General features: G+C 54.8%; 20 protein-coding genes. 5 read left to right on the forward strand and 15 right to left on the reverse strand.

Annotated elements, in window-relative coordinates; translation table 11 throughout:
- The first annotated feature begins 1 nt into the window (after position 1).
- Together ACFE8Q_RS24040 and ACFE8Q_RS24045 are read left to right on the forward strand one after the other, a co-directional pair.
- Complete coding sequence (locus tag ACFE8Q_RS24040) at positions 2–808, forward strand: molybdopterin-dependent oxidoreductase (protein WP_375447985.1); 807 nt, start codon at positions 2–4, stop codon at positions 806–808.
- 86 nt (positions 809–894) lie between these two features.
- Positions 895–1,635, forward strand: coding sequence for a DUF1223 domain-containing protein (locus ACFE8Q_RS24045; protein ID WP_375447986.1), 741 nt, complete (start codon positions 895–897; stop codon positions 1,633–1,635).
- A 5-nt stretch (positions 1,636–1,640) separates the two neighbouring features.
- Here the strand turns inward: ACFE8Q_RS24045 and ACFE8Q_RS24050 are convergent, their stop codons facing one another.
- From ACFE8Q_RS24050 to ACFE8Q_RS24110, 13 genes are all read right to left on the reverse strand, one after another.
- On the reverse strand, positions 1,641–2,912 hold the full coding sequence (locus tag ACFE8Q_RS24050) for a dipeptidase (RefSeq protein WP_375447987.1): 1,272 nt from the start codon (positions 2,910–2,912) through the stop codon (positions 1,641–1,643).
- 170 nt (positions 2,913–3,082) lie between these two features.
- Complete coding sequence (locus ACFE8Q_RS24055) at positions 3,083–4,543, reverse strand: SusD/RagB family nutrient-binding outer membrane lipoprotein (RefSeq protein WP_375447988.1); 1,461 nt, start codon at positions 4,541–4,543, stop codon at positions 3,083–3,085.
- A 23-nt stretch (positions 4,544–4,566) separates the two neighbouring features.
- Positions 4,567–7,659 (reverse strand): SusC/RagA family TonB-linked outer membrane protein, encoded by a 3,093-nt coding sequence (locus tag ACFE8Q_RS24060; RefSeq protein WP_375447989.1) that lies wholly within the window; start codon positions 7,657–7,659, stop codon positions 4,567–4,569.
- Positions 7,660–8,220: 561 nt separating this feature from the next.
- On the reverse strand, positions 8,221–9,339 hold the full coding sequence (locus tag ACFE8Q_RS24065) for a VWA domain-containing protein (RefSeq protein WP_375447990.1): 1,119 nt from the start codon (positions 9,337–9,339) through the stop codon (positions 8,221–8,223).
- Between the two features lie 72 nt (positions 9,340–9,411).
- The gene (locus tag ACFE8Q_RS24070) at positions 9,412–10,344 is read right to left on the reverse strand and encodes an AAA family ATPase (protein ID WP_375447991.1); all 933 of its coding nucleotides are present in this window, start codon (positions 10,342–10,344) and stop codon (positions 9,412–9,414) included.
- Positions 10,345–10,452: 108 nt separating this feature from the next.
- The gene (locus ACFE8Q_RS24075) at positions 10,453–11,256 is read right to left on the reverse strand and encodes an FAD binding domain-containing protein (RefSeq protein WP_375447992.1); all 804 of its coding nucleotides are present in this window, start codon (positions 11,254–11,256) and stop codon (positions 10,453–10,455) included.
- Positions 11,257–11,355: 99 nt separating this feature from the next.
- Positions 11,356–13,728 carry a xanthine dehydrogenase family protein molybdopterin-binding subunit gene (locus ACFE8Q_RS24080; protein ID WP_375447993.1) on the reverse strand — a complete coding sequence of 791 codons (2,373 nt, stop codon included), beginning with the start codon at positions 13,726–13,728 and terminating at the stop codon, positions 11,356–11,358.
- A gap of 150 nt (positions 13,729–13,878) precedes the next feature.
- Positions 13,879–14,415 (reverse strand): (2Fe-2S)-binding protein, encoded by a 537-nt coding sequence (locus ACFE8Q_RS24085; RefSeq protein ID WP_375447994.1) that lies wholly within the window; start codon positions 14,413–14,415, stop codon positions 13,879–13,881.
- A 137-nt stretch (positions 14,416–14,552) separates the two neighbouring features.
- On the reverse strand, positions 14,553–15,002 hold the full coding sequence (locus tag ACFE8Q_RS24090; RefSeq protein WP_375447995.1) for a CoxG family protein: 450 nt from the start codon (positions 15,000–15,002) through the stop codon (positions 14,553–14,555).
- Between the two features lie 190 nt (positions 15,003–15,192).
- Entirely contained in the window at positions 15,193–16,359 is a 1,167-nt protein-coding gene (locus ACFE8Q_RS24095; protein WP_375447996.1) for a cysteine desulfurase family protein, read from the reverse strand.
- Positions 16,360–16,500: 141 nt separating this feature from the next.
- The gene (locus ACFE8Q_RS24100) at positions 16,501–17,613 is read right to left on the reverse strand and encodes an XdhC family protein (RefSeq protein ID WP_375447997.1); all 1,113 of its coding nucleotides are present in this window, start codon (positions 17,611–17,613) and stop codon (positions 16,501–16,503) included.
- Between the two features lie 167 nt (positions 17,614–17,780).
- On the reverse strand, positions 17,781–18,845 hold the full coding sequence (locus tag ACFE8Q_RS24105; protein ID WP_375447998.1) for a LiaI-LiaF-like domain-containing protein: 1,065 nt from the start codon (positions 18,843–18,845) through the stop codon (positions 17,781–17,783).
- A gap of 116 nt (positions 18,846–18,961) precedes the next feature.
- On the reverse strand, positions 18,962–19,492 hold the full coding sequence (locus ACFE8Q_RS24110) for a PspC domain-containing protein (RefSeq protein ID WP_375447999.1): 531 nt from the start codon (positions 19,490–19,492) through the stop codon (positions 18,962–18,964).
- 275 nt (positions 19,493–19,767) lie between these two features.
- On the opposite strand from ACFE8Q_RS24110, the gene ACFE8Q_RS24115 reads away from it, so the two are divergent.
- Positions 19,768–20,838 carry a serine hydrolase gene (locus ACFE8Q_RS24115; RefSeq protein ID WP_375448000.1) on the forward strand — a complete coding sequence of 357 codons (1,071 nt, stop codon included), beginning with the start codon at positions 19,768–19,770 and terminating at the stop codon, positions 20,836–20,838.
- A gap of 77 nt (positions 20,839–20,915) precedes the next feature.
- Here the strand turns inward: ACFE8Q_RS24115 and ACFE8Q_RS24120 are convergent, their stop codons facing one another.
- On the reverse strand, positions 20,916–21,647 hold the full coding sequence (locus tag ACFE8Q_RS24120; RefSeq protein WP_375448001.1) for a copper homeostasis protein CutC: 732 nt from the start codon (positions 21,645–21,647) through the stop codon (positions 20,916–20,918).
- 135 nt (positions 21,648–21,782) lie between these two features.
- Between ACFE8Q_RS24120 and ACFE8Q_RS24125 the strand changes: the two genes are divergently transcribed.
- A complete protein-coding gene (locus ACFE8Q_RS24125; protein WP_375448002.1) occupies positions 21,783–22,817 on the forward strand; it encodes a PmoA family protein in 1,035 nt (344 codons plus the stop codon).
- Positions 22,818–22,947: 130 nt separating this feature from the next.
- Entirely contained in the window at positions 22,948–23,607 is a 660-nt protein-coding gene (locus ACFE8Q_RS24130; RefSeq protein ID WP_375448079.1) for an ABC transporter ATP-binding protein, read from the forward strand.
- 320 nt (positions 23,608–23,927) lie between these two features.
- On the opposite strand, the gene mce is transcribed toward ACFE8Q_RS24130, so the two are convergent.
- The gene (gene mce, locus ACFE8Q_RS24135) at positions 23,928–24,335 is read right to left on the reverse strand and encodes a methylmalonyl-CoA epimerase (protein WP_375448003.1); all 408 of its coding nucleotides are present in this window, start codon (positions 24,333–24,335) and stop codon (positions 23,928–23,930) included.
- Positions 24,336–24,380 lie beyond the last annotated feature (45 nt).

Here is a 24,380-nt window from a genome sequence, read left to right on the forward strand (position 1 = left end):
GATGGAGACGAACGAACAAACGCCGCAGATGCCTGAGCGTGAAGTACTCACGACAGAGCAGCAAATTCGCCGCCGTACACTGAAAGCATTTGGTCTTTTCGGACTGGCCAGCCTGTTACCGGTGGGCATCTGGAAATATGTTACCTCACAACCCAAAGAAGCCGGTATTCTAAAACCACTACGTGCTATTCTGAATAGCAATGAACAGGTAGCCAACACCTATTTTTCGAATCAGCACCTGGCACCCACCTTCGCCGTTGAGCAGGCCGCCAAAGCGGTGCGTATCAACGGACGCGAGGGCATTCGCACCGAACTTGACCCGGCAACCTGGCAGCTACAGATTCAGCAACCTGGCCGCGAAACCATGATTGTCACCCTGGATGAGATCAAAGCCTTACCGAAACAAGAACTGGTGTTCGATTTTAAGTGTGTGGAAGGCTGGAGCCAGATTCAGCACTGGGGCGGCACTCGTCTGGCCGATCTGATTTCGCATTACAAGCTAGGCACCCGAACCGGTCAGCCAGCAGCCAGCGAGGCGGATTATTTCAACTACCTGGGCATGGAAACGCCCGACAAGGGCTACTACGTTGGCCTTGACATTGCCAGTGCCATGCACCCGCAGACGTTACTCGCTTACGAAATGAACGGTGAACCGCTGACAGGCCCACATGGCGCTCCCCTGCGGCTTATTATTCCGGTAAAATATGGCGTCAAGAACCTTAAACGAATCGGCACCATGACCTTCGCCGACGATCGCCCACGCGATTTCTGGGCCGAGCGCGGCTACGATTACCACGTTGGGCTCTAGGTACGTTGGTTGCTGACCCACGGCGCGAAGCCACACAGCAACCAACGAAACCCAACTCACCAATTTCGTTAAAACAACAAATCACAATGAAACTCAACCTATTGATAATAAGCGCGGCCGCTGCTTTCACGTTGTCGGCAACGAACGTACCTACGGCAAATCATCCGGTGGCGGTGATCGAATTATTCACCTCACAGGGTTGTTCGAGTTGCCCGCCCGCCGACCGGCTTTTGATGGAAACGGCCGACAAAGCCGCAACAGCTAGGCAACCAGTCTATGCCCTTTCTTTCCACGTCGACTACTGGGATCGGCTTGGCTGGCGCGACCCGTTCAGCGATGCGCGGTTTACGGCCCGGCAACGGCAATATGCCCGTCAGCTTGGCCTCGAAACCGTGTATACGCCGCAGGCCGTTCTGAACGGCAAACAGGAATTCGTCGGTTCAAACCGCGCTCGATTAACCAGTTTGCTGGCCGATGCCCTGAACCAGCCAGTGCCCGTTATGATTCAGGTGAAGGCGACGCAGAAAGGGCAGTCGGTGGTGGTTGATACGAAGCTCGCAGGTACGTTGGCGGGCGCCGTTTTAAACGTCGCGCTGGTGAGCAACACGGTCAGTACGGTCGTTAGCCGGGGTGAAAACGCGGGTAAAACCTTGACGCATAATAACGTAGTTCGAGCCTTTACGACCGTCCGCGCAACCGAAAGTGGACAAGTCACGTTAGCGGTTCCAGCCAATTTCGACCCAGCCAATGGCGCTGTGATCACGTACCTGCAACACGAAAAAACGCTGGCCGTTCTAGGCGCTGAACGCGTAGCACTGGGTAAGTAGCGTAATCACGTGCTGGCTAGCTCTCTAGCTCTGGATTTGCCCTTTTCCACAGCTTTCATGACCCGAAAGAAGTTGCCGCTCCAGATTTTCTCAATGTCTTTCTTCGAGTAGCCGCGCCGGACCAGTTCGATGGTTATGTTCTCGTACTGACTCACGTCGAAACAATCGGCGAGTGCGCCGCCACCGTCGAAATCAGCGCCCATACCGACGTGGTCGATACCGATCATCTTTACGATATGGTCGATATGATCAACGGCATCTTTCACCGTAGCCAGTTGAATCGGATACTTCTGGTTGACCTCCATGAGTTCGGCGCGAGCCTTTTTCTGATCGTCTTCCGATAGTTTGCTCATTGCGCCCATCAACGCCCGGCGGTCTTTTACGCCCCATTTGTCGAGCACTGTTTTCATTGCCGCCTCGCGTTCCGGACTGGCGGGAATGGTTTTGATGTAATCGCTCAGCAAGTTTAGTTGCACCACACCGCCGTTTTTAGCGAGTGTCCGCAACATGTCGTCGGTCAGGTTACGTGGGTGATCACAGATCGCTCTGGCTCCCGAATGTGAAGCGATGACAGGTACGTTCGATAACCGTACCACGTCATAAAACGTCGAATCGGATACGTGCGACACGTCGACCATCATACCCAGGCGATTCATCTCCGACACAACCTGCTCGCCCAATGGGCTTAAGCCCTGGTACTCGGCTCCTTTCGGGTCCGTAGATGAGTCACAGATGTCGTTGTTGCTGGAATGACAGAGCGTCATGTAGCGGGCACCGAGATCATAAAATTGCTTCAGCAGCGCGAGGTCGTGCCCCATTGGGTAGCCATTTTCGACGCCAATGAAAATGACCCGTTTGCCGGTCTTCCCAATCTGGTAGGCTTCGTCGGGCGTGGTAGCCAGGGCTGCTTCCGACGCCGTGTTTTTAAGGGTGGTATGAACCGCATCGAAAATACCCAGTGCCTTCTTCTTCGCCGTCTCGTGCCCTTCGGCCGTCCGTGGTCCCTGCCCCAGATAAACGGCCCAGAAGATGGCGTCGAGGCCGCCACGTTTCATGCGCGGGTAATCCACTTTGCTGTTCGTCTTGCGGGCGTCGTTGTCTTTCGTGACGTCGAAACCACCCCGCGACAGCAGCATGGGCGTATCGGCGTGGGTATCAACGGTGAAGGCTTTGTCGTGAATTTTATGCGCTTTTTTCAAGAGCGCCGCCTCATTTTGCGCAGACGCGGAGAAAGCGAGCAATGCCAGGCACGCCGCCGTATATAACTGGTTTTTCATGGTTGTATGTGGGTTGGGGGTTGATGCTTCGCGCTGTAGGTTGCTTTGGCTCTAGGCCCTTCGACTCCGCTCAGGGTGACAGGCTCACTCAAGATTGTCACCCTGAGCGGAGTCGAAGGGCCTAGAGCAAAAGCAACCTAACTCGCAAAGCATCTACCCCTACGAATCAATTACTTAGCAAACCACAACTTCAGGCGCATCGTATTCTGCCCACCCTGCCGGGTCAGGGCTTCGTTGTAGTTGACGCGGTTGAGCGATTCTTCCGAACCCGGATACGGCAGGCGGGTCGGAATCACGTTCAGGTTGGTGTTCAGGGCGGGGGGCGTCAGGGCGGGAATACCCGTGCGGCGGAATTCGGTCCAGGCCTCAACGCCTTGACCATACAGGGCGATCCATTTCTGCTCCATCAACTGCGTGTAGCCAGCCGTACCCCCTTTGAAGGCGTTGGTGGTCAGGTACGTTGCCGTAGGCGTCAGGCCATATTGACCGTACGATGCTTTAATGGCATCGGCGTATAGAGTAGCTGCATCACCGGCCGCAGTAATGCCTTTGTAGGCAAATTCAGCTTTGATGAAGAGCGATTCGGCGTAGCTCAGGAGCACACCCGGCGCAGTTGCCGCCACGAAGTAGTTACCCACTTTCGAGGTTTTAGACAAGCCCAGCGAGTTGGCATCGGAAGCCGCCAGCCCGTTGGGTACGCCGACATAATCACCGCCGTCGGCCGGAGCATTGGCATAAACAGCCAGACGAGCATCGCCCAACGCTTTCATTTTGTTTACCAGTGTAGCCCCAATGCGGTGGTCATCGCGCGTTTTACGGTTTTCGTTAACGGGGTTGTTGCTCGGTGCCGCCGACAGGTAGACGAGTTGAACGTTATCTGCATTCGAGGCCAACGTAGGGTATTTCGCCGGATCTTTCAGGATGCGCTCAATCTCCGTTTTTGCATCGATGGGCGAATCGGTTTTACCCAGCATCCGGTTCAATATGCGCAGGCTAAGGGTGTTGGCAAATTTCCGCCACTTCGTCAAATCGCCGTTGAACATGATGTCGCCGCCGATCGCTTTGCTTTTATCGGCTACGTCGATCTGTTCGCCCGCTGCTTTCAACTCGGCAACGAGGCCAGCATATACATCTTTTTGCGCGTCATATTTAGGCTGCAATGTGCCTTCCAGGCCCTGAATCGCCTGCTTGTAGGGAATATCGCCGTACACATCGGTCAGCACTGAGAAGGCCCACGACCTCAGAATGACGGCAACCGCCTGGTAGTTGTTGTTGCCCGTTTGCTGGCCGATCTTGTAAATACGCTGATAATCAGCCATCGACTCGATGTACAGCGTTTGCCAGCCCGTGTTCGCCACGTCGTTGGTTACGGTGTACTGGTCAATATCGGTGTATTGAATTCGGGCCCAGTGCTGCGAAAACCCATCCCCAACATCCATGCCCAATGATCCGCCTGTATAGGCGTCAACGGCGGTCTGAATGCCGTGTGGCATGAACAGGTCGGCCGAGGCGTTGGTGGGGGTATTGGGATTGGTATTGATTTCGGCAAACTCGCCGGTGCAGGCAGACAGGCCCAGCAATAAACTGGCTGTCAGTGCTTTATATCGGAACGAATGAATGATACGGTTCATGATTCGGGAGTGACTGTCTGAGTTTATAGGCTAAAGCTGACGTTGAAACCGATGGAGCGCGTCGACGGTGTTTGTCCGTTTTCAATCCCCTGCAAGTTGCCATCGTTGTAATAGCTAGTTTCCGGGTCGATATGCGGAATGTTGCTGTACAGCAGCGCCAGATTACGACCTACGGCCGAGATGGTAATATCGCGGAAGGGCAGGCGGGTAAACACTTTGCCCGGCAGACGATAGGTGAGCCGAACTTCGCGCAGTTTCACGTAGCTGCCGTCGAAAATAGTGTTCTCGTTGTTGGTCAGCAGGTAGTATTTATGATGCCATTCTTCCGACGAAATCGACTTGGTATTGGGTACGTATACCGGGTTTTCGGCCGTGCCGGTATTCACAACGCCCGGCCCAACAATACCTGTTTCGCGGCCAAGTGTCGTTTCGGCCAGCACACCGGTGTAACGACCGATGTTGATCGTTTGCGAGAAAATATCGCCGCCCGCTTTAGCATCGATCAGCGTGCTGAGCGACAGGTTTTTGTAGGTAAATGTGTTCTGGAAACCGCCAATCCAGCGGGGGGTGAAATTGCCCAGTATCCGCCGAACCGGATCGACGCGGGGATAGCCGCTGTTGTCATAGACGATGTTGCCGACCGGGTCGCGCAGGAAACCCTGCCCGAAGAACGTGCCGTAAGGCTGTCCAATCCGTGCCTCGACGGTCATACCCCGAACACTGCCCAGCGTGTAGGTATCCAGCCCTTCGGCCAGTTCAACCACTTTGTTCTGGTTCCGCGCCCAGTTTACCGCTACATCCCACTGGAAATTGCCCGTTTTTACGGGTGAACCCGTCAATTGAATTTCTACGCCCCGGTTTTGCAGCCGACCCGCGTTCAGCAGTTTCGACGAGAAGCCCGTTGCATTGGAGATATTGACGTTCAGAATCTGGTTGTACGATTGCTTATCATAGTAGGTCACGTCGACGCCCACGCGGTTGTTCCACAATTTCACTTCGGCCCCCACTTCATACGAATCGGTCAATTCAGGTTTGAGCGCCGCGTTCAGCATGGCATTGCTTTCGGCTAGTGATGGCGTTGAACCCCAGGCATTGGCATAATTGTAGGTTTGCAGCAGGTTGTACGGATCGGTATCATTACCCACCCGGGCAACGCCAGCGCGCAGTTTTGCGAACGATAACACATCCGAATTCACCTTGAATATGTCTGTCAATACCGCACTCACCGCCGCTGATGGGTAGAAGTACGACAGGTTATCGGCCGGTAATGTGCTCGACCAGTCGTTCCGAACGGTCAGGTCGAGGAACAGGTAGTTGCGGAAACCGATGTTCGACGAAGCGTATACGCTGTTGATGACTTTGCGCGAGTACATGGTGCCATCGGTGACAGGCCGCTGCCGGGAGTTACCGATGTTCCAGACGCGGGGAATGGCCAATTCGGTAGCGCCCGTGTAGTTGCGCTGCGTGAAGTTGGCGCGGTGGTTGCCGCCCACATTGGCCGTCACGTCGAACTCACCGAATTTATGGGTAGCGTTCAGCAGGAAATCCGAGTTCGATTCCTGCACAAAGATCAAGTCTTCGTTGTAGCTGTCGAACAGGTTCGAGGTACGGGCAGCGTTCTTGGTCTTGCGCCGATCCTGGTAGAAATCGGTCCCCGAGCGACCGGTCAGCGTCAGCCAGGGCGTGAACTTGTAGGTTACGGCTACATTGCCAAACAACCGGTCTTTGGCGTTTTCGCGGGCGCTTACATTGAGTTGGTAATACGGGTTTGTCCAATAGTTGTCGTTCCAGTTGTACTGATAAATGCTGCCGGGAGCCTGGTAATTTTTCAGGCTTTCCATATCGACCTGCCGGCCAAACCAGATGAAGTACAGGCCCCAGTTGGTGCGGTTATCGCTGCCATCATTGACGTAGTTTCCGGTAGCGCGAATGCTCAGCTTGTCCGTCAGGTTCCAGCCTGCGTTCAGGGCGACGGTGCGGCGGCGATAGTCGGTGTTGGGCAGAATCCCGTTCTGGCTCAACTCGGTGTACGACATGCGGAAATCGCCTTTGTCGCTGCCGCCGGTCAATGATACGTTGTTGGTCAGGGTACGTCCTGTCTGGTAAAACTGATTCACGTTGTCGGGATGCGCGATCCAGGGCGTTGGCTGCCGAACGCCGTTGACAATGGGCGAATCGAACTGCTCGATGAGGCGACCGTCCAGTTTTGGTCCCCAGCTCTCATCGACGCCATCGTTGATACCCGCTCCCCGACCGTCTACATATTTAAACGTGCCTTTAGCACCCTGACCGTACTCATTCTGCCACTGCGGTTGGCGAAATGGCGTGTCGAAAGTGGTATTGGAATTAACCGCAACACCAATTCCTTTCGACCCTTTACCACTTTTCAGCGTAATCAGAATAACGCCGTTGGCCCCGCGAGAGCCATAAAGCGCAGCCGCACTCGGGCCTTTCAGAACGCTTATATTTTCAATATCGTCCGGGTTAATCGATGCCGCTCCATTACCGTAATCCACGGCAGTACCGGAGCCAATGTTGCTGTTATCGATTGGCACCCCGTCCACCACAAACAGCGGCTGGTTGTTGCTGCCGATTGAGTTGGAACCCCGAATCAGCACCCGTGATGATGCACCGGGCGCGCCGTTGGAGCCGGTTACCTGCACGCCCGCGATCCGGCCCGACAGGGAGTTGGCCAGGTTCGTTTCGCGGGCCTGGGTCAATTGCTTACCGCTTACTTCCTGCACCGAATAGCCCAGCGCTTTTTTCTCGCGGGTGATGCCCAGGGCGGTTACCACTACTTCGCCCAGAATAGACGCATCTTCGTCGAGCGTGATCGACAGCGTTGTGTTGTTTCCAACGGCCAGTTCGGTCGGCTTGTAGCCAATGTAGGAGACTACCAGCGTAGCATTGGGCTGCACGTTCAACGTAAACTCGCCATTTGCGTTGGTGGTGCTGCCACGATCTGTGCCTTTAATGATGACGTTGGCGCCGGGCAGGCCTGCTCCATCCGATTTGGAAAGAACACGGCCAGTCAAAGCTCGATCCTGAGCAACGATGCGAAAGCTACAACTTAGCAGGAGCGCTATGTAGCAACCGATGGATAGCAGTCTGTTCATAGGGGTTGTATTTAAGCAAAGATTAAGTATAACTATTTCAATAAGTAAGTAGTACAGATCCGGTAGCTGTTTGCGATACAGCAGGCACATTAACGACTGAATTCAGATGAATTGACGGGGTCGGGTAATCCGTTATTAAAAATTACTTAAAATTGAAACTACTAAACATTCTTAACATACATACACAAAATTCTTATTTTATTAGATTATTCAAAATTAGTATTGGTCAAATAGCATTTGTCCAAAATACGTAACTATCGGTAACTATAAATTTTACAGCATTTCTCTTCACTTGCCCTTATTGCATGGTCTTCCTACTTTTTAAATTATATTTATAATTTTTTGAAGATTCCCTGACAGGCCAGATCAGCCGGTTTCTCAGGAATGGCTTACCTCGTCTAGTTAATGAGAGGTAATATCTCACCGGGGTGGAACCCCGGTGGGCTAGTAGGCTAATTGTATCTGGGTACGTTTGCCCGGCGCCGGCTTGACGGCCCAACGGGGTGAAACCCCGATGAGCTATTGCCTCATCAGTCAGCGTAGCTTATCAGGGCAACGTACCTACAACCAACGGCCGAGCTGGCGGAGACTGTCGACGTTGTGGGCGGGAATAAGCCCATCGATGTGGGGCAGGGCAGCCTGCATGCCGGAGGCAGTGGGCTGAAAGGAGGGATTACCCGCCAGCGGATTCAGCCAGATTACTTTTTTAGCTTTTGCCCGGATGCGGAGCAGGCTATCACTCAGCAGAGAAACGTCGCCGGTGTCCCAACCGTCGCTGAGCACCAGCACGAGCGTATGCTTATCAACCAGCGACAGGTACTCGTCGGCAAACGTGTGTAGCGACGCACCAATGCGCGTACCTCCGCCCCAGCCCGTTACCGTTGCAGAGAGTTGCTGCAACGCCTCACTGAACGGGCGATTTTTCAGCGTCTGCGTGATGCGGTGCAAGTCGGTACTGAACACAAACGTATCGATGCGCCGGTAAACCGTCTGGAAGGCGTACATAAACTGGATCAGAAACGTACTGTACAGATCCATCGACTGGCTTACATCGGCCACAATAATTACGTTGAGGTGGTTTTTGCGCGGTTTCCGGTAGGCAATTTCGATCAGTTCACCACCACGGCGAAGGCTTTTACGCAAGGTCCGGGCCAGGTCAAATTGGCGACGGGCGGCTGTTTTCCGGTGCCGCCGATTCGCGCGCCGTGCCATTGCCAGCGACAGGTCGCGGATGCGCTGCATCACGTCCGCCAGTTCGTCGGCGGGAATGGCGGAGAAGTCTTTTTGGGTCAGCGAAACCTGCATGGAGTAGGTAGCTATCTCAGCTTCTTCGGTGGGCTTGTTGCCGTATAGCCACGACTTCAACTGGTTGAACGCTGCCCCGGCTTTAGGCGCCGGCCGCTTCCGGTTTGGATCGTCTTTCGTTTTTGAGTCAACCGCTTTTTCGAGTTCTTTCCAGTATTGGGCAAACAACTGGTCGAACGGTTCAAGATCCTGCGCCCGCCGACAAAGGGCCGTCCGTAGAGCCAGCCGAAACGCCACCCGGTCGCCCACCGGAATATAAGCCAGTGCCAGCAGGGCCGTACCTTCTTCGTCGGGGCCAATTTCCAGCCCATTCACCCGCAAAAACCGGCAAAACGCAACGATGTTGTGGGATAAACTGGTGCGGCGCGAAATCATAAAGTTAAAACCGTCAACGTAATGAAGGAATTTAGCTAAATCCTTTCATTACGTTGACGGTTTTTAGGTTTTCTACAGATTATCCCACTTCGAGACGATACCCGTCTGCTCGTATAACTCGCTGAGCGAAAGCTGAACGTGGCGAACATCTTTCCAGTCTTTCAGCACCACGCCAAGGGTTTGTTCGATGATGGCCTTGTCGAGGTGATCGAAGTGAAGGGCGGCGAGGGCCATTGCCCAGTCGAGGGTTTCGGCGATGCCGGGCGTTTTTTCAAGGCGTAGCTGCCGCAGGGCCTGCATAAACGCGCACAGTTGTCTGGCCAGACGGGCGTCTATTCCGGGCACTTTATCAAGCACGATGCTCAACTCCTTATCGTAGTCGGGGTAGTCGATGTACAGGTAAAGGCAGCGGCGACGCAGGGCTTCAGACAGTTCACGGACGCGGTTGCCCGTCACCACCACATAGGGAATATGTGTGGCACGAATCGTTCCAATTTCGGGAATGGTGATCTGCCAGTCGGACAGCACTTCGAGCAGAAAGCTTTCAAATTCTTCGTCGGCACGGTCTACTTCGTCAATCAGCAGCACCGGTGCTTTATGATGGGTAATAGCCTGTAAAAGTGGCCGTTTCAGTAGGAATTCATCTGAGAAAAGTGCCTTTTCCTGTGCCTGCAACGTACCTGATGAACCGTCAGGTACGTTACGGGTCGTGTCTTTCGTGACTTCCAGCAATTTCAGATGCAACAATTGCCGCTGGTAGTTCCACTCGTACAGGGCGTGGCTGGCGTCGAGCCCTTCGTAGCATTGCAACCGGATCAGATCTGTGTTGAGTGCCCGCGCCATTACTTTGGCAATCTCGGTTTTCCCTACTCCGGCTGGCCCCTCGATGAGCAACGGCTTGTTGAGTTGCATAGCCAGAAACACCGACATCACCACCTGCGGATCGGTCTGGTAACCCTGATTTTCCAGTAACGTTTGTATCGACTCGCGGGTGTGCTGGGGCATGAGAGAAAGTTTCCTGGCCTCCGTCTTCTGCCCTCTGTTGCGTTGCTAGCCTACGTACCTGGTTTTACGTAGCAGCGCAACAGAAGACGGAGGACGGAGGACAGTAAGTTAAGCGATTGCTGCCAACGCGCGGCCGAGATAGACGTTGGCCAAGTGTTGACGGTACTCTTCGGAGGCGTAATGATCTGACATGATTGGCTGACCGCTGGCGGCAGCTCCGGCCGGTTGTCCACTGGCCAGTTGCTGCTCAACGGCGGTATCGCGGAAGGGCGTGTCGGCCACGCCTGAGAAGGCGACACGTACCTGACCCGTCGCCGATTTGGCCACGGCGCACCCAACCAGTGCATATCGCGAAGCAGGCTGCGCAAACTTCAGGTACGTCATCCTGACGCCGGCTTCTACTGGCACGCGAATCTGGGTTAGTAGTTCATCCTCGGCCAGTGCCGTGCTGAACATGCCAGTGAAAAATTCGCTGGCTTTCACCGACCGGCTGCCTCGTGCGCTTTGCATAACGAGGGTGGCATCGGCGGCGAGTATCATCGCGGGCCAGTCGGCCGACGGGTCAGCGTGGGCGAGTGCGCCACCAATAGTGCCCCGGTTGCGTACCGCCGGATCACCGATCTGACTGGCTCCTTCGGCAAACATGGGCAGGTGTTGTTTCACCAGCGCCGATGAGGCAATGTCGCCGTGGGTTGTACCGGCACCGATCACCAGTTCGTTTCCGTCGATGGTGATGCCTTTCAGTTCCGTCAGCCGACCTACGTCGACGAGGGTATCCGGGGAACTAAGCCGCAGTTTCATGGACGGAATCAGGCTGTGCCCACCCGACAGGGCTTTGCCGCCTTCGGCCAGCAACGCCACCGCATCGGCTACACTACTGGCTCGTTTATATTGAAAAGGGTATGTTAGCATGGATTTGGGGTTTGGGATTTTGGATTTTGGATTGGCTTTGCGCTGGCCTGAGTACGTTCTCTTGCAGCGCAAATCCCAAACCCTACATCCGAAATTAATTTAGTTCATGGCCCGCCAGACGCGCTCGGGGGTTAATGGCATGAGAATGTCTTTCACCTGATGGCCACCGCTCCAGAGCGCGTCGATGACGGCGTTGACCACCGATGGCGTTGATCCAATGGCACCGGCTTCACCAGCACCTTTTACGCCCAGCGGGTTGTGGGGGCAGGGCGTTACCTTGCGGTCCGTCTCAAAGAATGGCAGATCATCGGCGCGGGGCATGCAATAGTCCATGTAGGTGCCATTGGTCAGTTGGGCATTTTCGTCATAAATCGTGCCTTCCAGCATCGCCTGACCAATCCCCTGCGCCAGTCCGCCGTGAATTTGGCCATCCACGATCATCGGGTTAATCACGTTACCCACATCATCGACGGCGATCATGCGTTTCAGCGTTGTTTTGCCCGTTTCTTTATCCACTTCGACCACCGCAATGTGGCAGCCAAACGGATACGTAAAGTTGGTAGGGTCGTAGAAACTCGAGAAGTCGAGACCAGGTTCGAGGCCCGCCGGGTACACGTGGGGTACGTAGGCGGTCAGGGCGACGTCACCGAAAGCGATCGACTTGTCGGTGCCTTTTACCGTCCATTTACCTTCAGCGTATTCCAGATCACCTTCGGCACATTCGAGCTTATGGGCAGCGATTTTAGCGCCTTTTTCCAGCACTTTGTCGATGCTTTTCATGATAGCCGATCCACCCACAGCCAGCGACCGCGAGCCATACGTACCCATGCCAAATGCCAGCGCATCAGAATCGCCGTGAGCAAGGTCGACGTCTTCCATCGGAATACCCAGTTTATCGGCCACCACCTGAACAAACGTTGTTTCGTGTCCCTGTCCGTGTGAGTGCGACCCGGTAAACACGCTCACCTTGCCCGTTGGCTGCACCCGTACCTGCGCCGATTCGTAGAGACCGGCCCGCGCACCCAGAGCCCCAACAACAGCCGACGGGGCAATACCGCAGGCTTCCACGTAGGTGGAGAATCCAACGCCCAGCAGCTTATTCGTTTTGGCCGCTTCTTTCTGAGCGGCACGGAAATCATCATAGCCCAGCATTTCCAGCCCCCGTTCGAGCACAGGATGGTAATTGCCGGAGTCGTATTGCAGGGCCACCTGCGTCTGGTAGCCGGGCTGCGTAACCCCATCAAAGGGCGGAATGAAGTTCTGGAACCGCAGTTGCGCCGGGTCTTTACCCATCTCGAGCGCGGCCAGGTCCATCAGGCGTTCCAGCAGGTACGTTGCTTCAGGCCGACCGGCACCCCGATACGCATCGACGGCAACCGTGTGGGTAAACACACAGGTCATGTCGATGTTGATTTTCGGCGTTGTGTAGAGGCCCTGCAGCAGCGTTCCGTGCAGGTACGTTGGCACGGCGGGCGCAAACGTGGACAGGTACGCGCCCAGATTAGCCACCGTTTTTATGCGAAGGCCCACGATATTTCCGCCGGCGTCGAAACCCATTTCGGCTTTCGTCACGTGGTCGCGGCCGTGGGCATCGAGCAGGAACGCTTCCGACCGATCGGATGTCCACTTTACGGGTTGCCCGATCTGTTTCGAGGCCCAGGTAACGAGTGCTTCTTCGGTGTAATGGTAGATTTTTGAGCCAAAACCGCCGCCTACATCCGGCCCCACAATGCGGACTTTATGTTCGGGAATGCCCAGTACAAACGCGCACATCAGCAGCCGGATCAGGTGCGGGTTCTGGGTCGAGGTATACAGCGTATACTTATCAGACACCTCATCATATTGACCAATATAGCTGCGTGGCTCCATCGCATTGGGCACAACACGCTGATTTACAAAGTCAAGCGTCGTTATATGGGCCGCACCAGCCATGGCTGCATCTACTTCTTCGATGGGGTTGCCCAGCGACCAGTCGAAAGCGATGTTGTCGGGAAACTGCTCGTGTACTTTCGGGGCGTCGGGCTTGAGTGCATCGGCGGGACTGGCTACGGCGGGCAGGTCATCCCATTCCACCATGATCGACTCGGCGGCATCGGTGGCAATGGCTTTGGTCTCGGCAATGACAATGGCCACGGGATCACCGGCATGTTTGACGGTATCGCCGGTGGCAATCAGCATCGGGTGTTTAGGTTCGCGCATGGTTTCACCATTGCGGAAATTTACCTGCCAGCCGCAGGGCACACCGTTGAGTTCTTTCACGTCGTCGCCGGTATAAATGGCGATCACACCGGGCATCGCTTTGGCCTCGGTCATGTCGATAGCGACAACGCGGGCATGAGCGTAGGGGCTGCGAACGAAGTGGGCATGCAACATGCCCGGCAGCACAATATCGTCGGTGTACCGGCCTTTTCCGGTTATGAACCGCTTGTCTTCCAGCCGTTTAACCGACTGGCCAATGAATTTATTGCTCATATTTTTTAAAGTTTACTGCCCTCAGTCCACTGTCTTCGCGGTACGCCGCCCGGTCCTCTGTTGCGTTGCTATTTAAAACCAGGTACGTAGGCTAGCAGCGCAACAGAGGACCGGGCGGCGTACCGCGAAGACAGTGGACTGAAGACATTTTTAAACTGCCTCAGGCGTTGCTACTTCATTCGTCCAGACATGATGATCGGCGAGCAGGGGGGCGGCGGTATGGTCGGCGGCCCATTGAATGGCTTTCACGATGTTGTGGTAGCCTGTACAGCGGCAGATGTTTCCTTCAAGCGCCTCCCGGATTTCGTGTTCGGATGGGTGCGGATTACGTTTCAGCAGGTCGGCGGAGGTCATGATCATGCCGGGGGTGCAGAACCCACATTGCAGGCCGTGGCACTCTTTGAAGCCTTCCTGTAACGGGTGCAACTGGCCGTTTGTGTTGCCGGTAGCCTGCGCCAGCCCTTCAATAGTCGTGACCTGGCAACCATCTGCCTGAGCAGCCAGCAGCGTACATGATTTCACCGCTACGCCATCGACGTGCACGGTGCAGGCCCCGCAGGATGAGGTGTCGCAGCCAACGTGGGTGCCCGTCAGGCGGAGGGTATCGCGGAGGTAATCGACAAGCAGGGTCCGGTCTTCAACGTCCGCGTTTCGGGCCTTGCCGTTCACTGTAAGGTTAATTTGCATAAGGATATAGGAGATTTAGTGTGTGTCTTCTGATTACCCCTAAATCCCCTGAAGGGGACTTGGCTCCGCTGTTTTACCAAATTGATGATAAGCAGCGCAAAGTCCCCTTCAGGGGATTTAGGGGTAATCAGAAGACGTTAAGCCGGTTGTTGTTCCAGCGCTTGTTCCAGGTTCGAGAAGAATTGTTTGGTGAGGGTGTTGGCCACGCCGGAAATGACGCGCTGACCCGTTCGGGCAAGCAGACCGGAGAGTTTGGCGTCACCATCGAAAGACACTTCTGTCTGGGTATCGCTGAGTGATTTCAGCGAAATAGCCACCACCGCGTCGGCATTGCCAATCTTGCTGGTCTGCTTTACGTGCAGTTTATAGCCTTCGTTTTCGCGAATGTCGGATAGCGACAGATTGCCTGAGAAAGACCCACTGACGGGGCCAAGTTTTAGCTCGGCAATGGCGAGATATTCGTTTTCAGCGGTTTTTTCCAGCCTGGATACCGCCGGCACAACCTGCGCCAGTGTGTCGGCGTCCATCAACATGGTCCAGAGCCTGGACACAGGGGCATTTAGTACGTGGGAACCAGTGAGTTGCATGGTCTTATACTTGCGCTTTCGAGACGGCTCCCGGCCGCCTTAGCTGACAAAGTATAATTATACCAGTGTTTAATGATATTTTACAGGCAACCGCCAAAAAAAAGTAAACTTGATAGGATCGTTCACAAGTATGATCGAAAAAATCAGCCTGCGAAGGCAATGCGATACGAATTCCTGATGACTTTTTTTGTCAGTGTGTAAAATGCGGACTGAAGTCCGCGCTACGTAACTGCCTGACGGCCTGCACTACATGGCTGATTGCTTGCTCAATGTCGGCGTCGGTGGTGAATCGGCCGAGGCTGAAGCGTACCGAACTGTACGCTAATTCATCGGACAGGCCCATCGCTTTCAATACGTGTGATGGATCGGTAGAGGCGGCGGTGCAGGCCGAGCCGTTTGATACGGCGATGTCGTTCAGGCTCATCAACAGAGCTTCGCCATCTACCTGGGCAAACGCCAGATTGGCCGTGTTTGGCAGGCGGTGAGCGGTGCTGCCGTTTACCTGTACGTCGGGTAGTTGCGCACGTATGCCCGCCTCAAGTGTATCGCGCAGGTGAGCAAGCCGACTGCCCTCGTCGGTCATCAGTGTACCGGCCAGTTGAGCAGCCTGGCCCAGCGCCACAATGCCCGGTACGTTTAAGGTCCCCGACCGCCGGCCACGCTCATGCCTCCCCCCATCCTGCTGGGCAATTAGCGATGTTTTTTGCCGGACAAATAAGGCTCCGATCCCTTTTGGCGCGTAGAGTTTATGACCTGAAAAACTGAGCAGATCAACGGGCAGGTCGGCCAGATCGATAGGCAGCTTACCCACGGCCTGCGTGGCGTCGGTGTGTACCAGCACGTTATGCTGTTTGGCTACCGCCGCAATTTCTTTCAGCGGCTGAATAACCCCCGTTTCATTGTTGGCCAGCATCACCGACACCAGCAACGTACCCGGACGGATGGCGGCTTCTACCTGTTGTGGTGTGATCAGTCCGTCGGCATCCGGTGTCAGGTACGTTACTTCGGTGCCGAGTTGTTCCAGATGCTGACACGTATCCAGTCCGGCTTTATGTTCCGTAGCGACCGTGATGATATGATTTCCCCGGTGGCTGTTGGCCTCGAATGTACCTTTCAGGGCCAGATTAATTGCCTCGGTCGCCCCACTTGTAAATACCAGTTCGTTGGGCAAGGCACCAATCAGCGTCGCCACCTGCCGACGGGCCTTATCAACGGCCTCCTCGGCTTTCAGCCCGAAGACGTGCGTACGCGAGGCCGCATTTCCGAAGTGGGTAGTCAGGTACGGCAACATTGCGTCCAGCACCCGCTGATCAACGGGCGTGGTGGCGTTATAATCCAGATAGATGGGGTACTTCATAGTCGTTAGCCTGCGGCGTCATTATGTGGTCATTACGCTTCGCTGTCATTAGGTGGTTATTAGCCTGCGGTGTTATTAATGGTCATTTATCGTTTTTCAACTAATGACGCCGCAGGCTAATGACCACCTAATGGCATTTCCCTATTCGCGTTCGTGGATGGGGGCCTGCCGCAGGCGAAGCGACGAGCCATCGCGACCCGACAGCACGGCCTTGATTTCGGCCACAATCGACAGGGCGATTTCTTCCGGTGAGGTGGCCCCAATATCGAGGCCAACCGGCGCGTGAACCCGCTCTTCGAGGCTGATAAAAACGCCCTCCGCCGCCAGTTCCGACACCATCCGCTCGGTGCGTACACGCGGGCCAAGTACGCCAATGAACGGGGCTTTCGTGCCCAGTGCTTTAGGCAGGTTGGCCCGGTCGGTGTTGAAATCGTGGGCCATCAGCACAAAGGCGGTCTGGTCGTCGATGGCGATTGTGTCGAATTCGGCGGGAGGAACAAGCGCATTCGCCTGTGAGAAAAATGCCTTCGTCACCTTCTGCGGATTGGCTACGACCGTTGCCTGCCAGCCCAGTTCGTTGATGAGACGAACCAGCGGGTACACATCGTACTGCTGACCCATCACCACCACGTGCGGCACCGGCGGAATCACTTCCACGAATATTTCGAGCAGCCGACCGTCGGGCAAATCGAGGCGAGCCGGGGCCGATTTACCTTTGGCAACGTACCTACGAATAACCTCGTCGAGCGCAGCGGTAACTGTATCATCGCCAAAAATGGACAGGCTTCCGGTACCGGTATACCGATACATACCGCCTATAGAAAGTCCGTTGAATTCGCCAGATAACTGGGTGATGGTCAACAGAATGTGTGTCTGTCGGGCGCTGCTTACACAGGCCTTCAGCAGGTCGATAGCCGTTGGTTGTGTAGCGTCGATGGGTGAAATCAGCACGTCGATGATGCCGTTGCAGCCCAGACCTACACCAATCTGGTAGGCATCGTCTTCGGTGGTATCGTAGGTCACCAGCGTGGGTTTGGCCTGCGCCATTGCCAGCCGGGCCCGTTTCAGCGCGTCGCCTTCCAGACACCCACCACTGATTCCGCCCACCCACACGCCATTGTCCATGATGAGCATCCGCGCGCCCGTTCGCCGATACGATGATCCTTCTACCCGCACCACGGTGGCCAACGCGGCTTTGGTGCGGGTCGGGTCCATGTTCTGGTAGGCGGTCAGGATGTTGGTAATCTCTTTCATGGTCTGCTTGGGCAATTATGTACAAACACCAAACGGGGCTCGGTGTTGCGTGTACTACAAAAGAAATAAAGATTTACGGATAATGATAGAACGCAGAAAAGCCGCCCGGCTGTTCAGCAGAGCGGCTTTGTAGGAAAGGGCAGGATAGGATAATCTTGCAGGTCAGCTCAATACCGGGATACGTTGAGGCTCGACAGGCCACCGTCGTAGCGGATCGTGATCTTTTTGGTCGATGCGTTGTAATTGGGGCTCAGGTACGTGTTGTTCCCCACCCTGTCAAAATCGTCGTCGATATCGGTCGAGTTCAGGCCACCGTCGGTCGTGATCTTAACACCCGCTGATTTCGGCACCCGGATTTTCACCGATGCCATTCCCGACGAAATTTTCACGTCCGATGTGGCGGCTCTGTCGCCCAGGCGCAGTTCGAGGCTGGCGGCACCCGCTTCAATTTTCAGCGTTTTTACCGCGTAGCGAGTCAGGTCGAACTCAGCAGCTCCGGCTCCAAAGTCCATCTGCATGTCCCAGAGTGGGCTTTCGTTCAGTTTCACCAGTACCTCCCCAAAGTCGGATCTATCATCGTCGTTATCGAACAGCCGGATGTTCCCGTCGCTTCCTTTCGCAGGCGATAGCCGAACCGTAGGTATCTGCGCCGTGTTCCGGTCAATGCTCATGCTATAGAGGTTTATAGCCTTGGTGCGGGCGTCGATCAGTTTGGGCGTCGTATCGTCCATCCGAAATTTAGCGGCACCACCTTCCAGTACAAACCGGGCCTCGGCGGGTGCTGGATTGGGCATATCTTCCATAAACGAGCCCGATTTCAGGTTACGGTATGTATGATTGCGGTCGTCATTGTCATCATCCTCGTTATCGTCGTCGTCATCATCGTCCATGCTCATTGACGGAGGGCTGGGCGGACTAGGCGGTGAGGGTGGCGAAGGCGGGTCGAAGCGCATCGAAATATCGCGATCTTCCCCATAGTGGCGGTGCCGACCCATGTAGCTAAATAGCCAGAAGGGAAGGGCAACGGCCAGAATACCTGTGGCAATCACCGACATAAGCGGTGTAGAGGTTCTCAGAATCAGAGCAATACCGCCCAGAATCAGCAGGATTGGCCAGAGCGTGCGCACAAAGTGCCAGTCGGGCATTGGAAACAGGTTCCAGTTGCGGGCCAGAAACAACACGCCAAGCGTGATGCAGGTGAGGCCCCAGAAAAGGTTGCGCTGTGTGTTCATAAAAAGACCTCACCCCCGGCCCCTCTCCGTTAGAGAGGGGAGCCGCTCTAGAGCAGCTTCGCTAACTGGCGGAGCATTGCTCCCCTCCCTGACGGGGAGGGGCCGGGGGTGGAGGATTACAGTTGATTGATAGGCCGGTTTGGATCGTACGGATCAGTTGAAGGCGGTGTTGGTGGGGTGGGCGGGGTCATTGGCGGCGTGGGGTCGCTGTCGAGGTAGCTGGTCGTATCCGTTTTACGATCACGGTCTCTCAGGATGAGCCAGGCCCCAAAACCAATGAGCAACAACGGCCACACATCGCTGAAATCGATGTCGGTATAGCGCTCGAGCAGGGCGAAAACGCCGATAATAATCAGGACGGCACCACCGATCAGGTTGCCATTACGTTTTTGGTCAGTAGACGACATAGAGAAAGCAGGATTTGAGAAAACGGTTGATTGCGTTGAGGTCGACAGGCCAAACCGGCGTTCGGGCAGAACCACCCACAAGATAATGTACAAAACCAGTGCAGGGGCCGAGGGAACAAAGATTCCTGCCACAAAAAGTACCCGGATCAGCGTCCGATCGATGTTGAAGTAATGGGCCAGTCCGGCCGCCACGCCCCCGATCTGTGCTTCGTCGAGGTAACGTTCCAAACGTTTTTCCATGTCAGTAGGTATCTTCTGTTGAAGGATGGGTCAAACGTACAGGGTGCAGGATAAACGGCAAATGGAGTTGGTAAGAACGGGGCCGGGTTTTGATGAAGGGACTTTTTTAACGTTAGTTGGCAATGCATAGTAGCGGGCATTAGCTTGTTAACGTTTAGGTACGTTCATACTATCTGGAGTTTATCCGTCCAACGGCCGGGCCAATCCTTCTTAGAAAGTAAGCTGGGTACGTTGGTAAGAACTACGACCTTTGCTAACGAATCATTACCTGACGTATGCGCCCCCTACTTTTCACCTGCCTGTTGCTGTTGGCCTCACACCTGGGCTACACCCAATCACCCGTCGCCGATCTGGTTGTTGATTTCCTGCGGAACAACCCGACGCGTTCGGCACTGTATGTGATTCGGAATGATACGGTGCTTATCAGCCAGCGCCCCGATCAGAAAATGCCGCTGGCGAGTGCGGTAAAAACAATCATTGCCATCGAGTTTGCCCGGCAGGCGGTCGCCGGTAAACTCGATCCAGCCGAGCGCGTTCCCCTCGCCGACCTGGATTTGTATTACCTGCCCAACACCGACGGCAATGCGCATCCGGGCTGGAAGCAGCAACTGGAGCGGCAGAATTTGATCGTCAATGAAACAGTGCCGCTGCTGGAGGTGGCAAAGGGCATGATCCAGTTCAGTTCGAATGCCAACACCGAGTACCTGCTCGATCGCCTGGGCATCGACGCCGTAAACGCAAACCTGAAAACCCTGAACCTGCCCAACCACGACACGATTTACCCGATTGTCTCGGCGCTCTTTTTGTATTCGGCCTCGCCCGCCGATTCGGCAAAGGCAATCACAACGGCGCGAGGGTTATCGGCTAAATCGTATGCGGCCCGGTGTCTGGCCATTCACAACCGCCTGAAACTGGATCGGGATGGGGCGTATAAAAAGGCATTTATTTTCCCCGCTATGTCGTTGCAGAAAGTATGGTCAGATCGGTTGCCCGGTTCAACGGTGCGGGAGTATGCCTCGATAATGCAAAAAATATCGTCGCGCAGCTACTTCCCGCCCGCTGTGCAAACTGTGCTCGACTCGATCATGGAATGGCCGTTTACGGTCAATCCCGGCAACAAAGACGTGTATGCGCACATTGGCATGAAGGGTGGCTCAACGGCGTTTGTGCTGACCAACGCATTTTACGCCGAAACACTGAAAGGTAACCGCGTTTCGGCTGCTGTCTTTTTCAACAACCTCACCCCCGCCGAATTCGATATGTTAAGTAAGCAACTGAACAGTATCACCCTTCGCTGCATCGGTAAAATGCAATCGGCCGCACTGGCCGCTGCGCTGGCGAAGTAGATGTAGGCTTCGTGAGCTATGTGCGCATAAATTATCAAACTTTCATATTTGCTATTAAGAGCTACGTCGCCCAAATCTTAAGGTAAAAACCTATCGACGACGGCGTGGATGACCGATTCGCTGCTTTGGATTCGTTCGTATTCGCTGGGTACGTTACTGGCCATGGGTACGTTCGCGCGCCGGAATTCCATTGGGCCTTCTGTGGCCACGCTGCCGCTTAGGTGCAGGGCCGACACACCCGTTTGGGCTAGTTGCGTAGCGTTTTGTCCATTTACACCCGAACCAGCCATGATCGTTATTCGCCCGGCGGCCTGTTTAACCAATGCTTCCAGTAACGGCAATGCGTCGATAGCCCGTGCCTGCTGCCCGGATGTCAGCACCGTCTGTACTCCAAGTCCGATCAGCGTGGCGAGTGCCTCATGCGCATCGGCGGTCAGGTCGAAAGCGCGATGGAATGTAACGGGCAACGGGCTGGCGACTTGCATCAAGTAGCGCGTCGCGTCGCGATCGACCCGACCGTCTGGCCGTAACATACCCAGCACAACGCCATCGGCACCCGCTCGCCGGGCGGCATCAATGTCGGCTTCCATCACGGCCAGTTCGGTTGTCGAGTATACGAAATCGCCGCCCCGGGGGCGAATCATCACGAATATGGGCAGTGTAATGGCTGCTTTTGCCTGCTGAATCAGGCCAATACTGGGCGTTAGTCCACCTTCGGCCCGCGCCGAACAGAGTTCAATACGATTGGCCCCGGCCCGCTGCGCAGCCAGACAATCATCAACCGAATATGCACAGACTTCGATGAGCATGGGGATACAGTTTGTGGTTTGTAGTTTGAGGTTTGTGGTTGCGCTGCTCCCCTAAACCCCAAACTACAAACCTTTTTTCTAGTAGAATCCCCACTTCACCGGGTTTCTATGGCTACAAATAACCCACGAAAATCAATGCGTCTGTCAAGTATTTGTGTCGCCTCGCTCCTCCTTTTGTCCGTAGCGGCCACGCCGCCCAAAAAACAACGTGTTACGCTGAAACGGGAAACGGGCCGGGTAGCCGTGCTGGTAGATGGTCAGCTCTTCACGGCCTACATTTACCCCGGTGCCGATGTGCTGAAAAAGCCCGTACTGTACCCGATTCTGACCGCTACCGGCAACCCCATCACCCGTGGCTGGCCAATGGACCCGCGCCCCGGCGAACGCATCGACCACCCGCACCATGTGGGACTATGGTTCAACTATGGCGATGTAAACGGCTACGACTTCTGGAATAATTCGTCGGCCGTTGACCCGAAAGGCATGTACGGTACGATTACCAGCACCAACATTGCCCGGCTCAACGAGGTGGGTGACCATGCCGAACTAACCGTTGAAGCCGACTGGAAAGATAAAGATGGCAAACCCCTGCTGCACGAAACAACGCAGTTTACCTTCTCGGCCGATGGCGCAACCCGCCGCATCGACCGGCAAACTACGCTCAAAGCGGTTGGCAACGATGTGGTGTTCAAAGACAACAAAGAAGGCTTGATTGGCCTGCGCCTGGCCCGGCAACTGGAACACCCATCGACCAAACCCGACCTGTTTACTGATGCGTCGGGCAAGACGACCGCCGTTCCCAAGCTGGATAATAAAGGCGTAACGGGTAAATACCATAGCGCCAAAGGCATCGACGGTGACGCCGTTTGGGGCACCCGCGCTCCCTGGGTTACGCTGACAGGTACGTTGCCCAACAACGAAGCGGTGGCCGTTACACTCATCGATCACCCCGGCAACCCCGGCTACCCCACCTACTGGCACGCTCGTGGCTACGGCCTTTTTGCCGCCAACCCGCTGGCTCCCAGCGTTATGTCGAGCGGTAAAGATGCGCCGATGAACTACACGCTGAAAACGGGGCAGTCAGTCGTTTTTCGGCACCGGCTGCTCATCACCCCAACAGCCGAATCTGATGCGGCCCTGAACAAGGAAGCTGCGCAATTCGGAAAATAGACTATTGGATTTGGAGTGTTGGAGTTAGGATTTGCTCCGCTTGAGGACCAAAATGTACTTGAGGGGAGCAAATCCTAAATCCGACAGCCTATTTCCGACATCTACTACCTAACTGCGTACCTTTGCGATGATGTCGCTGTTAACTGCCTCCACCTTACGCCGGGCCTATGGGCCTTTACCTGTACTGAATGACGTGAGCCTGTCGGTGGCGGCGGGCGAAGTGGTCTCGATCGTGGGGGCATCGGGCGCCGGGAAAAGCACGTTGCTTCATATCCTTGGCACGCTCGACCGTCCCGATTCAGGCACGGTAACGCTGGCAGATCAGGACGTGTTCTCGCTGAATGACACGCAACTGGCCCGATTCCGGAATGAAAAGATTGGGTTCATCTTCCAGTTTCATAACCTGCTGCCCGAGTTCACCGCCCTGGAAAACGTGTGTATTCCGGGCTTCATCGCCAACCGGGACGAGCGCGATGTACGGCAACGAGCCGAACAACTGCTGGCCAAGCTTGGGCTAGTTAATCGGCAGGGGCATTTTCCGTCGCAACTATCGGGGGGTGAGCAGCAGCGTGTAGCGGTGGCCCGGGCGCTTATCAACCAGCCCGCCGTTGTTTTTGCCGATGAACCCAGCGGCAACCTCGACTCGCGAAACGCGGAAGAACTCCACCAGCTTTTCTTCGACCTGCGCGACGAATTCGGCCAAACGTTCATTATTGTTACTCATAACGAGCCATTGGCTGCACTGGCCGACCGCACTATTACCCTTCGGGATGGGCGGGTTGTTTTGTGAAGAGTACTTACTTAACTGTATTTCCCCGTCACTCAATAAGTAGGTATGCTTAACCAGCCAACAACTCTCTGAGGGTTATCGCCTATTTTTTTAAATTTTATTTACTGTTACTTACCTGACAATTAACGATTTACATAAAGCATGTAAAATTTTTATTACCACTTGAACTGAATAATCACTTTTCTGCTTTATACTTGTATCGAAAAGAAAAGTTTTTCATAACGTTGAGTAAATCAGAAAGCCAAGGGGGAATCTCGCTTGGCTTTTTTGTTTGTAGTCGGGTCTGGTAATCAGTCGATATACGCCGCCCATAGATGAACTTATAAAGGCTGTTCCTGGCACAACTCAATCAACACACCGTTGGTGGTTTTTGGGTGTAGAAAGCACACCAGCTTATTGTCGGCTCCCTGCTTTGGTGTCTCGTTCAGCAACGTAAATCCTTCTGCTTTTAGACGGGCCATTTCAGCGCCAATATCAGCCACTTCAAACGCCAGGTGATGAATACCTTCGCCGCGTTTTTCCAGGTACGTGGCAATGGGGCTGTCGGGCCGCGTGGGCACCAGCAATTCGATCTTGGTCTGATTGACCTTGAAAAAAGAAGTCATCACCCCTTCCGAAGCTACTTCTTCCGACTTGTAGGGCTGGGCATTCAGCAGGCTGGCAAAGAGCGCGTTGGAAACCGCCAGATCACGGACGGCAATGCCAATATGTTCGACGTTGGTAAACATCTTTGGGATTGATAAAGGTGAAGGGTTCGATGAATGTGTGTTCGG

Origin of the sequence: uncultured Fibrella sp., from assembly GCF_964250085.1 — a bacterium.
Classification (GTDB): domain Bacteria; phylum Bacteroidota; class Bacteroidia; order Cytophagales; family Spirosomataceae; genus Fibrella.